Raw genomic sequence first — 15,259 nt, 5'->3', positions numbered from 1 at the left:
CTCTCTCCCTTTATCTATTATAAGTCAGCCACTGGAGTTTTATCCTCCAGCCAGGTCAATTCTGTATCCAGCATAAATTTATGAGGCCAGTTTATATCTGAGTCTACCCAGACTCTATAGGCTTTAACATCCTGATAAAATTTTTCTACTAATTTTTTATCGGGGGCGCGCATTAAATCATCAATAGTTTTCATCAAATCTTCTGGTTTAGCCTCAATTTCAGCTAAAGCTCTTAAAAACCACTTGTGAAAAGGGTAGAGACATTCATTTTCTGCTAAAATTAAACGTCCTCCAAATAGAACCAGATTATTAGCCGCCCTATTAAGCAGATACTTATTATTTAGCTTAATTGCCTCTTCTGAATACCACTTCCAGGCCTCAAATTGAGCAAAAAATCTAAACTTATATATTTACCATCAATATATTCCGTTGGGGCTACTGCTAATTCCTGATCAAAATATGTAAGCTCTCCTCTCTTTTTTCTTTTAATATAATCCTCTTTGCTAATAATAAACATCACATCTAAATCAGAATTTTCTCTTTCAAATCCGTGGGCAACTGAGCCACAGACTAAAGCTGCTTTTATTTCTTGATTCCAAATTATCTTATCTTTTAATTTTGCAATTGTTTTTTTATGATTTTTAAACATCAGTTTCCTCCAGTAATATTTTTAAGTTATTTTATTAACTATATTAATTTTTCGGGATAGCTATTAAAATTCCTTTTTTAAAAGAAAAAAAGCACCTTTCCTGTAATTAAACAGAAAAGATGCTTAACAAATTATCAATTTATTTATTTTTTAGGAGCTTTGTGGCATAACCACCAGTCATAGCATTCGATTTCTCCATTTTCAATCTGCTCTCTACGCTTTTCGATATGAGATTTATTACTTGCCGGATGCAGAATCACATGATCATCCATAATCTCATTGTTTGGCCAATTAGCAGGAATTGCTACATTTTCTTCTTCAGCTTTTTTAAAGCCTTTAATCATTCTTAAAATTTCATCCATATTTCTACCCAGTTCAGCTGGATAATAAAGGATAGCTCTAATTGTTCCCTCTGGATCTACAATAAATACAGCTCGTACAGTCTGGGTTTTACTTGCTGTATGTAATAAACCAATTTCTCTTGCTACATCACCAGTTCCATCAGCAATGATTGGAAATTCAATTGTTTCACCAATTTCTTCTTCAATCCATTCTTCCCACTTTAAGTGACTGAATACCTGGTCAATACTTAGACCAATTAACTCTGTATTTAATTCTCTAAATTCATCATATCTTTTCTGAAATGATACAAATTCAGTTGTGCAGACTGGTGTAAAGTCAGCAGGATGACTAAATAATACAAACCATTTTCCCTCATAATCTTCTGGTAAGTTCATAGTCCCCTGAGTTGTAGTTACCTCTAATTCTGGAAATTTGTCTCCAATTAACGGCATTGATTTTTGTTCTTGCATTATTAAATCCACTCCTTTTAATTAATTTATTTATTAGTAATGATTACTGTTATTAATTATAGGTAAATTATGAGCTTTTGTCAAGAACTTATTTTAAATTTTTACATAAAAAAACTCTTTTAGCTTTGGACACTAAAAGAGTCTTTAATAAAGGATTTTAAATTTTATATTTCTTTCCATTAATGTTTTCTCCAACATAACCACCATTCAGAACATTCTACTTCTCCCTGCTTAATTAGTTCTTTTCTTTCTTCAAGATGAGACTTATTTTTTTCTGGATGTTTAATTACCTCATAATCAAATACCTGACTGTCGGCCCACTTGAATTGTTCTTTATTCTTTTTAGCCATTTTACTCACTCCTCAATTTTATGATATTGATTACTATTTTCAATTATAGTAAAGATGAGCTCTCTTGTCAAGTATAAAAGCAAAAAAGAACAGCCCTGTAAGACTGCTCTTTGAGTCATAATAATATTATCTAAATAATTTTATACTGTGATTAGCCTGACTATCTAATCTATATTAATCCATCTCTGTTAAAACAACACCTATTAAACCAGGGCCAGTATGGACAACCATTACAGGACTGATCTCACTGAAATAAGTCTCTTTAACCTGTTTGAGATCCTTAAACTTATCTAAAAGCCCCTTTGCTTCTTCCTCAGCTACTGCATTCATGACATCAACAACATATTCTTTACCCTCTTCTATTTTATCTTTAATAATCGAATACATTTTCTTCAGTGAACGACTGCGGCCTCTAACTTTATCAAAAGTGAAATATTCGCCCTCTTCCTCAATGGCAATGATTGGCTTGATATTTAAAAATTCAGCAATAGTACCTGAAACTTTACCAATTCGGCCACCCTTTTTGAGATACTTGAGAGTTTCTACCACAAAAAAGACTTCAATCTTATCCTTTTTGGCTTCAGTCTTTTTAATAATTTCAGCAAAGCTTAATTCTCCTTTTTCAACTAGAGAATTTGTATACATCACAAGCCTACCTAGACCCTTAGAGAGCATTTTTGAATCAACTACTTCTACTTCTATCCCTTCAATTTGATCTGCAACCATCATACAGTTACTGTAGGTTGCAGAAAGTCCACTTGAAATATGAATAGAAATAATGTGTGTATAACCTTCATCCTTAAGCTCATTATAAACATCCATAATTTCCTGAGGTGAAGGCATAGAAGTGGTTGGGATTTCCCTTTCAAAACTCTCATAAACCTCTGCTGGAGTTATATCAACTCGATCATGGTACTGACCATCACTGTAAATAACCTTTAAGGGAATTGATTTAATCCCATACTTTTCTAAATCCTCTTTAGTTAAATCAGATGTGCTGTCAGTTACAACTGCAATTTTTTCTTTCATTATCTTTTCTCCTTCTATCTTTGACTTAAATTTAAAGTAAAAAGCTTATTCATCTGCCAGACTGTCAAAATAGCCCTGAATTAAAATAATTGGAGTTCCCTTATCCCCACTGCCGCTGACAAGATCACATAAACTTCCCAGTAAATCTGTTAGTCTTCGGGGAGTTGTTCCCTGAGATTTAATATTGGCAGTTAAATCTGCTTCTTTTTCCTTGATTTCATCCTTCATGGCCTGAAGCAGCTCTTCTCCTTTTAAATCTTTGAGGTCATTATCTGCCAGATATTTTAGCTTAACTTCGTTTGGTGTTCCTTCAAGTCCCTTAGTATAAGCTGGGGAGACAACTGGATCAGCAAGTTCCCAAATTTTGGCTGCTGGATCCTTAAAAGCACCATCTCCATAAATCATAACTTCAACTTCTTTACCGCTGAACTCTTTAATTTCTTTTTGTACAGCTTCTACAAACTGCTCTCCGTCTTTTGGAAAAAGTTTTAACTTTTTATCTGAAGCCTTATTTGAACCTAAAAGCCCAAATTGAGGATTATAGCCTTTACCGTGATCCTGATTACAGATCTCATCAAGTCCAATCACCTTTTGGGCACCATTTTCTTTTAAAATCTCTTTTGTCCGCTCGCGAGTATGAATATCAGCTGCTATAACCTGATCTGTATAATCTAAAATACTTTCCGGCTGATTGGCTGCAATAATTTCAATCTCTGTTTCGGCAGCAATTTCTTTATATAAATCTACATAATTGACACCTGTAAAAGGATGTTTAAAATCTCCAAACTTCTCATAGTACTCCTCTTCTTCAATTACATGTTGATAACTGTCAATTTTCAAATCGTAAAGCTTGCGGGCATCTAAAAGTGGATTGCCCACCTCATCATTGGGATAACTTAACTGCAGAAAAATTTTCTTACCACTGCGGGCGATTCCTTTTAAAATCATAGAAAAGCGGTTTCTGCTCAAAATTGGAAAAACAATCCCGATTGAATCTCCTTCAAATTTCTCCTCAATTTCCGCTGCAATATCATCAATGTCAATATAATTTCCCTGAGCTCTGGCGACTAAGGATTCGGTAATGCCTAAAACATCCCGGTCACGAAGTTCAATACCCTCTTCTTTGATTGACTGCTTGAGTGAATCAACAACAATATCTATCAGCTGATCGCCTTCCTTGACTATTGGAGCCCTAATTCCTCTTACTTCAGTACCAACCGTTCTCATTAATTTTCACCTCAAAAAATTTTTAAAATTTATTTAACACCAAATTATATTATAGCAGAAATTAAGCTGTTTAGGCAAATTCGTGGTTAAAACTGACCACGCAATTACCGCCATTGTTTTTACATTTATATAAAGCTTTATCAGCTTTATCGATTAATTCTTCAATGTTTTTTTCTTTTTTTAAGGTTACAGTTCCAATACTGCAGGCAATCTTTAGTTCTGCTGCCTCCTCAATTTTAATGTTTTCAATGTTATCAAGAATCCGAAGTGCTACCTTATTAGCAGCCATTATATCTGTGCCTGGCAGCCCAACGACAAATTCATCGCCCCCATAGCGGGCAAAAAAATCGAAATTACGAATAACTTCATTAACCGCTTCTGTGATTTTCTGTAATACCTGATCTCCAATTAAATGTCCATAATTATCATTGATTTCTTTAAATTTATCAACATCAAACATAATTACTGAAAGTGGATTTTGATTTTCAATTGATTTATAATATTCTTCCTGCATTAAATCGAAAAAGTACTGGCGGTTAAAAATTCCTATTAAACCATCACGGGTGGCCCGCTCCTTATACTGCTGTCCTCTGATCCTCTCAGTAATATCAACACAGCTGCCTACAAATCCAGCAAATTTACCTGCCTGATCATAAAATGGAGCTCCCGTATCATCAATCCAGCGGTATTCTCCATCAGACCTCTGCAGGCGATAAACCATATTAAATCGCTGTTTTTTATTAAAATTATTTAAATAAATTTCCATACACTTTTCTTTATCATCGGGATGAACCCCATCCTCAAACCAGCCATTTCCATACTCCTCACCTAAACTGCGCCCTCTAAACTCAAGCCAGGTCTGATTAAAGTAATAACATTTGGCATCTACACCAGAAACCCAGATTAAATTGGGCGTGTTTTCTACAATCAATTTATACTGTTCTAATTCAAGGCCCATCAGCTAATCTCCTCTCTACTAAGCTTACAATTTCACTTATATTTAACTTTATTATACTATTTTTGTAACTTAATGTACACCTTTCGTTTGTGCCTGTTTATGCTCGTTTATGTACACGCACCGTGAACCTGTCAATTTTTGTCTAAAAATAGCAGAAAAGCAGTCCAATTCTTTTGCAAGAATTAAAACTGCTTTCTAATTATTTTATATAATTTACCTTCTCAGATTCCTAATGATTTCATCAAATTCTTCTTTTGAAATCTCACCTTTAGCATAACGATTACGGGCAGTTTCTTCTGCACTATCTCGATGATTACTGCTCAGCTGGTGCTCATTGTAGTTGGAATTATTATTTCGCTGACTGTAATTTTTATTTTCATTACTTTTTTGAACAATAAAATAAATCACCGCTGCCAGAATAATGATCCAGAAAAACATCATAAATTCTCCACCTCCCCAAAAGTTATTAAATCCCATGTGGCCAAATCTACCCATCGGACCAAATCTAAACATATTATCACTGCTCCTTTTTAATCTTGAGTATTTTGCTTTAATTATATCATAAAGGAGAAATGTGAAGGAAATATGAATTTAATTGAATTTATTCTTTTCAGTTATCGTTTCTGTTCATTTATGTTTATTTGTGTTCACCCACCCGGAACCTGTCAGTATTTGTCTATTTCTGTTTAAAATAATCTACTCCAGCTTTAAAGAGCATCTGATCTTTTTTACCGATAATATTTTTAGCTACATTTCTCCCGATCCGTTCAGAATGTCCCATCTTGCCTAAAACTCTGCCGTCTGGACTGCAGATTCCTTCCACAGCTGCCAGAGAACCATTAGGATTATAGGGTATCTCCATTGTTGGCTTACCTTTAAGATCAACATATTGAGTCACGATTTGCCCATTTTTTTCTAGTTCTCTGATCATTTCAGGGGAAGCAACAAATCTTCCCTCCCCGTGAGAAACTGGAATCGAGTGAATATCTCCTACCTTGAGATTGCTCAACCAGGGAGAATTATTGGAAACAATTCTGGTATTTACCATCTGTGAAACATGACGGCCAATAGTATTGTAAGTTAAAGTTGGAGAATCTTCACTCAGCTCTCTAATTTCTCCATAGGGCAATAGTCCGAGTTTAACCAGCGCCTGAAAGCCGTTACAGATACCAAGCATCAATCCATCCCGATTATTTAATAAGCTCATAACTGCTTCTTTAATCTCCGGGTTTCTAAAGACCGTGGCAATAAATTTACCTGAACCGTCGGGCTCATCACCGGCACTAAAGCCTCCAGGGATTGCTATGATTTGAGATTGTTCTATTTTTGCTGTCATTTCTGCAATTGATTTTTCTATCTGTTCTGGCTCCAGATTTTTGAAGATAAAGGTTTCAATATCTGCCCCTGCTTCTCTAAACTGTCTTGCAGTGTCATATTCACAGTTCGTTCCCGGGAAAACTGGAATGAACACCTTAGGTCTGGCAATCTGTATTTTTGAATTAAAAGATTTCTCTCTGCTGCAGCTTTTTAAATTCAACAGTTCTTTTTCTAATTTAGGTGATCTCAAATCTTTAATTTCATCTTCAGGCACATCAGTTTTATATACTTTTTCCAGCGGCTGCTGCCAGCTTTTTAAGGCTTCTGTCAGTGGAATCTCTATTTCTTTAATTTTTAAAGTTTCTTCTGCTGTAGTTTTCCCGATTACTCTGTAGTCGAGGCCCTCAAACAGTTTTTCAACTTCTGCCTGAGAATCCAGCTCCAGGATTAAGGCCCCATATTCAGGTGAAAATAACTCTCCTGGACTCAATTCAGCAGTAATTTCTGCTCCAATTTTGTTGCCAAAGCTCATTTTAGAAACTGCTTCTGCCAGTCCTCCAATTGTAACTGCCGAAGCTGCTTGAATCTTCTTTTTTGTAATTAATTCTTTGACTCGGCTGTAATTAGCCTTAAGTTTTTCTATATTGGGCAGCTCATCTTCTCCCCGCTCAGCCGGCAGGTAAACAAGCTGACTTTCTGCTTCTTTAAATTCTGGTGAAATAATATCATTCACATTAACCGTATCAACAGCAAAAGAAACAAGAGTTGGAGGTACATCAATCTCGTGGAAAGTACCTGACATGCTGTCTTTACCACCAATTGCCGGTAAGCCAAAATCCTTCTGTGCTTTATAAGCTCCGAGCAGAGCACTAAAAGGCTTCCCCCAGCGTTCTGGATTCTGCCGCAGGCGTTCAAAATATTCCTGAAAGGTAAATCTAATTTTCGAATAATCTCCACCAGCCGCTGCAATTTTTGCTACTGATTCAATAACTGCATATAGCGCTCCATGAAAAGGACTCCAGGTCGTTAATTTTGAATCATAGCCGTGGCTCATCACTGAACCGGCATTAGTTTCTCCCTCAACTAATGGAATCTTAGCTGTCATAGTCTGAGTCGGAGTCAGCTGATATTTACCACCAAAAGGCATGGTCACACTTCCGGCACCAATTGAACTATCAAATTTTTCGACAAGACCCTTCTGACTGGCTACATTGATATCTGCCAGATTTTCTAACCACTTTTCTTTTAGATCTGCTGCTTGATCCAGGCGCTTTAAAGCAGCGTTTTTAAAATAATTTTCTTCTGGATCCGGCTCAGTAACTTTTACTTTAGTCTTCTGAGTTGCTCCATTGGTATCTAAGAAATCTCTGCTTAAGTTAACTATTTGATCACCATTCCACTCCATAATCAGTCGGCGGTGATCTTTAACTTCGGCGACTACAGTTGCCTCCAGATTCTCCTCAGCAGCCAACTCAATAAATTGATCCACATCCTGAGCATCAATTACAACTGCCATTCTTTCCTGAGACTCAGAAATTGCCAGTTCTGTTCCATCAATACCCTCATATTTTTTGGGTACAGCATTTAAATCAATCTCTAAGGCATCAGCCAGCTCTCCAATTGCCACTGAAACTCCACCTGCGCCAAAATCATTGCAGACCTTAATTTTTCGGCTGACTTCTGGATTGCGAAAGAGGCGCTGAATTTTTCTTTCTGTTGGTGGATTACCTTTCTGGACTTCTGCGCTGCTCTCTTCTATCGAATCTTCGGTGTGGACTTTGGAAGAACCCGTTGCTCCTCCACAGCCATCTCGACCTGTTTTTCCACCAAGTAATACTACAATATCACCTGCTAAAGCTTCCCCCCGAACCACATTTTCTTTTGGTGCAGCAGCTATCACAGCTCCAATTTCCATATGTTTGGCCAGATAGCGCTCGTTATAGATTTCATTGACCATTCCTGTTGCCAGACCAATCTGATTTCCATAAGAACTGTAGCCGTCTGAAGCTTCCTGAACAATTTTTTTCTGCGGCAGCTTTCCTTCTAAAGTTTCTGCAATCGGAGTCCGAGGATCTCCTGCCCCTGTAACCCGCATTGCCTGATAAACATAGGAACGACCGGAAAGTGGATCTCTAATAGCTCCTCCAAGACAGGTTGCTGCCCCACCATAGGGTTCTATTTCAGTTGGGTGATTGTGGGTTTCGTTTTTAAACATTAAAAGCCAGTCTTCATCCCGGCCGTCAACATCAACAGTAATTTCAATACTGGCTGCATTTACTTCATTTGAAAGCTCTAAATCGTTTAGCTTTCCAGCTGCCCGCAGTTCTTTCATTCCCATCAGGGCAATATCCATTAAACAGATGTCTTTTTCTTTTCCCTGATAGATTTTTTGACGACCGGCCAAATATTCCTGATATGTTTCCTTAATTGCCCGGGTAAAATCACTTTCTTCAATTTCTACATCTTCAATTTTTGTCAAAAAAGTTGTATGACGGCAGTGATCAGACCAGTAAGTATCCAGCACTCTGATTTCAGTAATTGTCGGATTTCGTTTTTCCTGATCTCTAAAATAATGCTGGGTATGTTTTAAATCTGCCATACTCATTGCCAGTCCCAGTTCAGCCAGAATTTCATTTAGACCGGCCTCATCTGCTTCAAGAAAACCATCAATAATATCAACTTTCTCCGGCAGCTTATACTGCATCTCAAGAGTTTCCGGTTTTTCCAGTTTGGCCTCTCTGGAGTCAACTGGATTTATATAATAATCTTTTATTTTTTCAACTTCCTTTTCGCTCAACTTTCCCTTTAAAATAAAGATCTGGGCCACCCTAACAGTCGGCTTCTCATCATTATTTAAAATCTGAATACACTGCTCAGCAGAATCCGCTCGCTGGTCATATTGACCCGGCAGGTACTCAACTGCAAATATTTTTTCCCCAGCTGCTGCTTCAAAATCTTCCTGATAGATTAAATCTACTGGCAGTTCTGCCAGAATTGTCGCACAGGCTTCCTGATAAGCTGAATCTGAAATATCTGTAATGTCGTAGCGATTAAGTAGTCTCAACCCTTCTAAATGTTCAAGCCCCAGACTCTCCCTAAAATCATGCAGCAGTTCCTCAGCCTGAACAGCAAAACCTTCTTTTTTTTCAACAAAAACTCTTCGGATTTTATCAGCCACTTTTAGCGCCCCTTTTTAAAATATTTTCCTCTTTATTTTGCGATGATTAATTTAAAAATAAGTTTCCACTTAATCCTCATTCGTCAGCATTCATACTTCAATTGCAAGATATTTTCAAATTTAAAGTTGTTAATTCTAAATAAAAAAATTAATGAGTGACTCTAAAAAGTTATTAGTATAACTTGTTGATTATTTTAATTAAATTAGTTCAAAAAACAGGAAGTTTTTTGCTGACTGCACAACAGGAGGTTGTGATCAGGAAGGTAGACTAATTTAATTAAAATATGAAGCTTAGTTATTCTTTGACTTTTTACTGGATAGATATTAATTTTCTTATTTCGAATTAACTCTTATAGCTAAAAAATATCTTGCAATTTAATTATAGAATGATACAATTAAGAAGTAAAATTAATAATACTAATACTATTAATAAGGAGAGTTAATCAATGGCCTTGAATTATGATTTATATAAAGTCTTTTATCAGGTTGCCGATAATTTAAGTTTTTCTCAGGCGGCTAAAAAACTATATATCTCTCAGTCAGCAGTAAGCCAGAATATTAAGAACCTGGAAAATGAGCTGAATACCGAGCTCTTTATTCGCAGCACCAAAAAAGTTAAGCTGACTAAGGCGGGCAAAATACTATTTGAGCATATAGAACCGGCTTTTAATCTAATAGCAAGCGGCGAAGAAAGCATTAAAGAAATTAACGCTTTAAAACGAGGGGAAATCCATATTGGAGCCAATGACACAATCTCCAAAGACTTTCTGCTGCCTTATTTAAATAAGTTTCACCAGCTTTATCCCGAAATTCAGATTCAAATTACCAATAGAACTTCCAGCACCTGTATTGAACTGCTGCAGCAGAATAAAGTTGATCTAATTATCAGTAATCTACCTAACCCTAAAATAACTGAAGAAATGAAGGTCCAAAAAATATATAGCTTTAATGATATCTTTATTGCAGGTAATGAGTTTGAGGAGATAAAAGAGCAGCAGCATTCTCTGAAAATGCTTAAAAACTACCCCCTTTTAATGCTCGAGCCCAAAACAACCACCCGTAAATTTTTGGACAGCTTATTAGCTGAAATGGGCACAGAAATTACTGCGGCAATTGAACTCGGTAGTGTTGATCTTTTAATCGAAATGGCTAAAATTGGTCTGGGGATTGCCTTTGTGCCAGAATACTGCCTTAACCTTGAGACTGACGATTTATTTGAAATAAAAATAAAAGAAAAACTGCCAGCTCGGGAACTGGCAGTTGTGAACAACAAAAATATTCCACTATCAAATGCAGCAGAAAAATTTCTGCAGTTATTAACAGATTAAAAAAATCTGTATTTACTTTAAAATTTCAGTTTTGAAGCTCTGACCGCTCTCCAGCCCATCAACTTCAAAAATATCAGCAATTGTGGCTGCAAGGTCACTAAAGCTGTCTCGCAGACCGAGATTATAATCATTTTTTACCTGCTCACCATAGACCAGTACCGGAATATATTCTCTCGTATGGTCTGTCCCCTGATGGGTTGGATCGCAGCCGTGATCCGCAGTAATAATCAGCAGATCATCTTTTCTCATAGCTGCTTTGATCTCAGGTATTCTCTGATCAAAATCCTTAAGCGCTGCCGCATAGCCTTCGACATTACGGCGGTGACCATAATTTTGATCAAAGTCAACCAGGTTAGAAAAGATCAATCCTGTTTCAGTCTGATCCAGATATTCTATTGTCTTATCAACACCATCCATATTATCTGAAGTCGTTACAGAACTGCTGATTCCACTGTGGTTAAAGATATAGGTTATTTTGCCTACCGCATTAACTTCCAATCCTTTATCCTGCAGCCTGTTTAAGATAGTTGGCTCCGGGGGAGTTAAAGAAAAATCCTTTCTTCTTTCTGTCCGCTCAAAATTGCCGGGCTCCCCTACAAATGGACGGGCAATTACCCTGGCCACAGCATGCTCACCCTGCAGAATTTCTCTTGCTTTCTGGCAGTAATCATAAAGTTCAGCAACTGAAATTATATCTTCGTGAGCTGCGATCTGAAAAACACTGTCAGCAGAAGTATAAACAATTGGCTTGCCTGTATCAATATGCTGCTCACCAAGCTCTTCAATTATCACTGTTCCAGAAGCAGGCTTATTGGCCAGAGTTTCTCTTCCGATTGCTTTTTCAAACTGCTCCATCACTTCAGTCGGAAAACCATCCGGGTAAGTAGGAAAAGGTTTTTCCGAAATCAAACCGGCAATTTCCCAGTGACCGGTTGTAGTATCTTTACCCTTAGATTTTTCAGCTGCTTTACCGTATGCTCCTTCTGCTTTAAACTCAGAATTAATTCCTTTTATCTTTTCAATTTTACCCAGCCCGAGTTTTTCTAAATTAGGGAGCTCAAGTCCATCTACTTCTGCTGCAATATTCTGGAGAGTTGCAGCTCCCTGATCACCATATTCAGCCGCATCAGGCAGTTCTCCAATACCAACACTATCCATCACCATTAAAATTACCCTTTTAATATTTTTCAAAATTCCACCCCTAAGTTATTATATTTGTTATATAGCTTATACTTTAAGCTAAAAAGTCAACTTAAAAAAATCAGATAAATTTTATAACTGGCAGCTTAATTCAACTTTAAAGAGCCAAGGCTATTAAATTTGTCGTTAGACGTCAGACTACTCGCTTTAAAGAGTATTCGCCAATAGCTGGCGAATTCCTTCTTCTTATTTTGACTGTGCTTTAATTTTATCAAGCAGACTTTCTAAAGATTCTTTTCTTAAATCTGGAATTAAAATACCCATTATCTGATATAGGTACAAAAATTCATCCAGCAGTTCTTCCTGATCTTCTTCCGGCAGGTCACCCTCATTTTCCATAAATTCCTCTAAATTATCATTAATATTGCTAAAAGATCTAAATAATCGGCGCACCGGGTTTTTACTCCCCTGTTTCCTATCTTCATCCCAGTAATCTTTCATCTTCATTCTCTCTCTTTTTAAAAGTACAGCCGAAACTGCTTCTTCAACTGGAATGTGTAGATATTTATAAAAAATATCTATTACAGCTTGAGTTTCCTTACGGCTTAAATTATGTTTAATTACAGCATCAAGCAGATCATTTGCCTTACTTGGATCTCCAGTTTTAGATGACAGCGCATGAGCAAGACTCAAATGTGATAAAGTTATCGGCGAATCATCTTTTAAAACCTCTTTTTGATATTTTTCTTTCATCTCCAAAATATTCAGCCAGAGAGTTAGAGTAGTTCTTGCCACACCAAGTTTTTCTGCAGCGTCCTTTTTACACAAATTATTATCTTCCATAAATTTATTGATAGAAATGGCTCGCTCAAGGGGATTTAAGTCCTGCCTCTGTAAATTTTCTATCAGCTGAATTTGTCTGAACTTTTCTGGAGAAACATCTTCTAAAATAACTGCTGCTATTTTAGCATGCTCATCTTTTTTTACAGCCCGCAGGCGCCTTTCCCCGGCTATTAGAAGAAAATGATCATCCTTTTTCTGAACAACAATTGGCTGCAGCTGTCCCACTTCTGCAATCGATTTAGCCAGACTGTCAATTCTTTCTTCTGAAAAATCAGTCCTTACCTGTTCAGGCCTGCTTTCAATATCCCTAACTTCTATCTCCTTATATTTCACCTGGATCCCCCCAATTAAAACTTTTGTTATATTTGACTCTCCATTTAATTAATAGTAATAGTAAGTTCCACTTTGATCCTGCTCTAATCAGATAATGAACTTATAGATAATTTATAATTCCTTATCATTGATTTTTATTATATTATAACATATGATATTAATAGATTCTGAAAGGAGCATCAAAATGGAAAAACACTCTGATATAAATAGTTTAACAAATAAATTGGAAAAAATAAACTCACTTAAGGTAGAAAAAAATAAAAATTTAGCTGAATTTGCCAGTTTTAAAGTTGGGGGACCGGCCGATATCTTCTTAACCCCACAAAATATAGAAGCTGTAAAAAAATTAATGCCTTCTGTTATAGAGTCCAAACTCCCTTATTTTATTCTGGGAAAAGGAAGTAACTTAATTATATCTGATAAAGGATATCGCGGTATAATTATTTACACGGGTGAATTAAATAGTTACCAAATTGAATCCAATCTAATTAAAGCTCAGACAGGTCTGGAATTAAAAGAAATTGCGGATCTGGCCTTAGAAAATTCTTTAAGTGGTTTTGAATTTGCAGCCGGAATTCCAGGCTCTTTAGGTGGAGCTCTTTTTATGAATGCAGGTGCTTACGGTGGAGAAATTAAAGATGTAATTTTAAAGGCAGAATTTGTTGATCAAAATGGTCAATTAATAGAACTTGATAAATCAGATTTAAAACTTGCATACAGAACAAGTATCCTGCAGGAAGATAATCCGGACTGGATTGCAGTTAATGTCAGTTTAGAACTTAAAAAGTCTGCAACAGCTAAAATTAAAGCAAAGATGGAAGACCTGCATCAGAGGCGCTGGAGCAAACAGCCAATGGAACTACCCAGTGCAGGTAGTATCTTTAAGAGACCCCCGGGACATTATACCGGCCCCCTGATCGAAAAAGCAAAAATGAAAGGTTATCAAATTGGAGGTGCCCAGGTTTCGACTAAACACGCAGGCTTTATTGTCAATAAAGGTAATGCCAGCTCTGAAGATATAATTAATTTAATTGAAAAGGTTAAGGAAGAAGTATATAAAATAAGCGGAGTCCACTTAGAAGTTGAACCCCGCTTTTTAGGCGAATTTTAATCAAGCAGCTCCTCCTTTTGACTGCGGGGGAGCTGTTTGATTTGATATTCTCTTTTTTGAGCCAGACTGCGGCTGGCAAAAGCTTCCTGATGGCGGAGTTTAACCGGACCGCGGCCGCGAGTATATTTGGCCCCTTCACCAGAGTTGTGTTCCTCAACCCTGCGCTCAACATCGGTGGTATAACCGGTATAAAGGCTGCCATCACTGCACTCTATAATATAAATGTAATGATTATTCTCTTTTTTTTCCGCCTGATCTTTTTTAAGATCCTCTTTTGATTTATTTTTCGCCATATTCTTTAATGTATTTACCTAAGGCTCTTAAGTGATCTTTTTCTTCCTCGATCAACTTATTAACTGCCTCAATTGTTTTACCTTCATTGAACTCACACATTTCACGGTAAAATAAAATTGAATCTTTTTCAGCCTGAATGGCAAGTTTTAAAGCCTTTTCCACATCATTTAGAGCTTCAATTGACTCTTCACTGTCATCTTTAGGAAAAACGGAGTACTCAACTAAATAATTAAAATAGGCACTCACATCTTCTTCGTAAAGGTAATCTGCTTCATCACTATCTTCACGCAGCTCTTCAGTTAAAGCAACAAATTTTTCATAGTGATCCTGCTCATCCTGAGCCAGTTTTTTAAATAATTCCTTCAAATCTCTATTTTCTGTTGCCTCTGCATGTTTTAAATAAAATTTCTTACCTCTTTTTTCAATATCTTTTGCCATTTCCATAACTTCTAATGCATTAAATCTTTCCTTCATCATTGATCCCTCCAAATAAAATTTTATCTCTTTTTTTATAAAATAAAAAAATTCACTAGCATTGCATAAAAATATTTAAGAAAAGTCAAGTTCGATTTTTAGCGAAAATACTTGCTTAAATTAGAAAAACTCCTTATAATTGGGATTAGGATAGTCTTTGTCCAAATCCCAAAAAATAAGGAGCATATACTATGGACAAAGATATCACAGAAACCA

General features: G+C 36.4%; 15 protein-coding genes. 2 read left to right on the top strand and 13 right to left on the bottom strand.

Annotated features, from left to right (window positions below):
• Nucleotides 1-17: 17 nt before the first annotated feature.
• The 9 genes from C8C76_RS15190 to C8C76_RS11955 form a co-directional block, all read right to left on the bottom strand.
• On the bottom strand, nt 18-197 hold the full coding sequence (locus C8C76_RS15190; RefSeq protein WP_181248218.1) for a hypothetical protein: 180 nt from the start codon (nt 195-197) through the stop codon (nt 18-20).
• A 143-nt stretch (nt 198-340) separates the two neighbouring features.
• Nucleotides 341-649 carry a nucleotidyltransferase domain-containing protein gene (locus tag C8C76_RS11985; protein WP_108141960.1) on the bottom strand — a complete coding sequence of 103 codons (309 nt, stop codon included), beginning with the start codon at nt 647-649 and terminating at the stop codon, nt 341-343.
• Between the two features lie 143 nt (nt 650-792).
• Nucleotides 793-1,461, bottom strand: coding sequence for a peroxiredoxin (locus C8C76_RS11980; protein ID WP_108141958.1), 669 nt, complete (start codon nt 1,459-1,461; stop codon nt 793-795).
• Nucleotides 1,462-1,640: 179 nt separating this feature from the next.
• Nucleotides 1,641-1,811, bottom strand: a complete 171-nt coding sequence (locus C8C76_RS15185) for a hypothetical protein (protein ID WP_166637149.1) — start codon at nt 1,809-1,811, stop codon at nt 1,641-1,643.
• Nucleotides 1,812-1,985: 174 nt separating this feature from the next.
• Complete coding sequence (locus tag C8C76_RS11975; protein ID WP_108141956.1) at nt 1,986-2,840, bottom strand: DegV family protein; 855 nt, start codon at nt 2,838-2,840, stop codon at nt 1,986-1,988.
• A 45-nt stretch (nt 2,841-2,885) separates the two neighbouring features.
• Nucleotides 2,886-4,067: a coenzyme F420-0:L-glutamate ligase gene (locus C8C76_RS11970; protein WP_108141954.1), complete on the bottom strand. Its 1,182-nt coding sequence runs from the start codon at nt 4,065-4,067 to the stop codon at nt 2,886-2,888.
• A 70-nt stretch (nt 4,068-4,137) separates the two neighbouring features.
• Nucleotides 4,138-5,025, bottom strand: a complete 888-nt coding sequence (locus C8C76_RS11965; RefSeq protein ID WP_108141952.1) for a sensor domain-containing diguanylate cyclase — start codon at nt 5,023-5,025, stop codon at nt 4,138-4,140.
• A gap of 213 nt (nt 5,026-5,238) precedes the next feature.
• Nucleotides 5,239-5,538 carry an SHOCT domain-containing protein gene (locus C8C76_RS11960; RefSeq protein WP_108141950.1) on the bottom strand — a complete coding sequence of 100 codons (300 nt, stop codon included), beginning with the start codon at nt 5,536-5,538 and terminating at the stop codon, nt 5,239-5,241.
• Nucleotides 5,539-5,701: 163 nt separating this feature from the next.
• Entirely contained in the window at nt 5,702-9,520 is a 3,819-nt protein-coding gene (locus tag C8C76_RS11955; protein ID WP_108141948.1) for a phosphoribosylformylglycinamidine synthase, read from the bottom strand.
• A 446-nt stretch (nt 9,521-9,966) separates the two neighbouring features.
• Here C8C76_RS11955 and C8C76_RS11950 point away from each other — a divergent pair, with 446 nt between their 5' ends.
• Entirely contained in the window at nt 9,967-10,848 is an 882-nt protein-coding gene (locus tag C8C76_RS11950) for a LysR family transcriptional regulator (RefSeq protein ID WP_108141946.1), read from the top strand.
• A gap of 12 nt (nt 10,849-10,860) precedes the next feature.
• Here the strand turns inward: C8C76_RS11950 and C8C76_RS11945 are convergent, their stop codons facing one another.
• Both C8C76_RS11945 and C8C76_RS11940 read right to left on the bottom strand, forming a co-directional pair.
• On the bottom strand, nt 10,861-12,039 hold the full coding sequence (locus tag C8C76_RS11945) for a phosphopentomutase (protein ID WP_181248217.1): 1,179 nt from the start codon (nt 12,037-12,039) through the stop codon (nt 10,861-10,863).
• Between the two features lie 195 nt (nt 12,040-12,234).
• Nucleotides 12,235-13,164, bottom strand: a complete 930-nt coding sequence (locus C8C76_RS11940) for a ParB/RepB/Spo0J family partition protein (RefSeq protein WP_108141942.1) — start codon at nt 13,162-13,164, stop codon at nt 12,235-12,237.
• A 184-nt stretch (nt 13,165-13,348) separates the two neighbouring features.
• On the opposite strand from C8C76_RS11940, the gene murB reads away from it, so the two are divergent.
• Nucleotides 13,349-14,275: a UDP-N-acetylmuramate dehydrogenase gene (murB, locus tag C8C76_RS11935; protein ID WP_108141940.1), complete on the top strand. Its 927-nt coding sequence runs from the start codon at nt 13,349-13,351 to the stop codon at nt 14,273-14,275.
• Here the strand turns inward: murB and C8C76_RS11930 are convergent.
• Nucleotides 14,272-14,568, bottom strand: coding sequence for a GIY-YIG nuclease family protein (locus C8C76_RS11930; protein ID WP_108141938.1), 297 nt, complete (start codon nt 14,566-14,568; stop codon nt 14,272-14,274). The genes murB and C8C76_RS11930 overlap by 4 nt on opposite strands.
• Nucleotides 14,555-15,046 carry a ferritin-like domain-containing protein gene (locus C8C76_RS11925; RefSeq protein WP_258222545.1) on the bottom strand — a complete coding sequence of 164 codons (492 nt, stop codon included), beginning with the start codon at nt 15,044-15,046 and terminating at the stop codon, nt 14,555-14,557. Before C8C76_RS11925 ends, C8C76_RS11930 begins: the two co-directional genes overlap by 14 nt.
• Nucleotides 15,047-15,259 lie beyond the last annotated feature (213 nt).

It is taken from the genome of Halanaerobium saccharolyticum, from assembly GCF_003053565.1.
In the GTDB taxonomy this organism is placed as follows: domain Bacteria; phylum Bacillota; class Halanaerobiia; order Halanaerobiales; family Halanaerobiaceae; genus Halanaerobium; species Halanaerobium saccharolyticum_B.
Note: the sequence above shows the minus strand (reverse complement) of the source record. Positions and strands in the feature narration are given on the sequence as shown.

Coding starts and splice junctions, on each gene's coding strand:
- C8C76_RS11985 (WP_108141960.1), bottom strand. CDS start 649: ATGTTTAAAAATCATAAAAAAACAATTGCAAAATTAAAAGATAAGATA.
- C8C76_RS11980 (WP_108141958.1), bottom strand. CDS start 1,461: ATGCAAGAACAAAAATCAATGCCGTTAATTGGAGACAAATTTCCAGAA.
- C8C76_RS15185 (WP_166637149.1), bottom strand. CDS start 1,811: ATGGCTAAAAAGAATAAAGAACAATTCAAGTGGGCCGACAGTCAGGTA.
- C8C76_RS11975 (WP_108141956.1), bottom strand. CDS start 2,840: ATGAAAGAAAAAATTGCAGTTGTAACTGACAGCACATCTGATTTAACT.
- C8C76_RS11970 (WP_108141954.1), bottom strand. CDS start 4,067: ATGAGAACGGTTGGTACTGAAGTAAGAGGAATTAGGGCTCCAATAGTC.
- C8C76_RS11965 (WP_108141952.1), bottom strand. CDS start 5,025: ATGGGCCTTGAATTAGAACAGTATAAATTGATTGTAGAAAACACGCCC.
- C8C76_RS11960 (WP_108141950.1), bottom strand. CDS start 5,538: ATGTTTAGATTTGGTCCGATGGGTAGATTTGGCCACATGGGATTTAAT.
- C8C76_RS11950 (WP_108141946.1), top strand. CDS start 9,967: ATGGCCTTGAATTATGATTTATATAAAGTCTTTTATCAGGTTGCCGAT.
- murB (WP_108141940.1), top strand. CDS start 13,349: ATGGAAAAACACTCTGATATAAATAGTTTAACAAATAAATTGGAAAAA.
- C8C76_RS11930 (WP_108141938.1), bottom strand. CDS start 14,568: ATGGCGAAAAATAAATCAAAAGAGGATCTTAAAAAAGATCAGGCGGAA.
- C8C76_RS11925 (WP_258222545.1), bottom strand. CDS start 15,046: ATGATGAAGGAAAGATTTAATGCATTAGAAGTTATGGAAATGGCAAAA.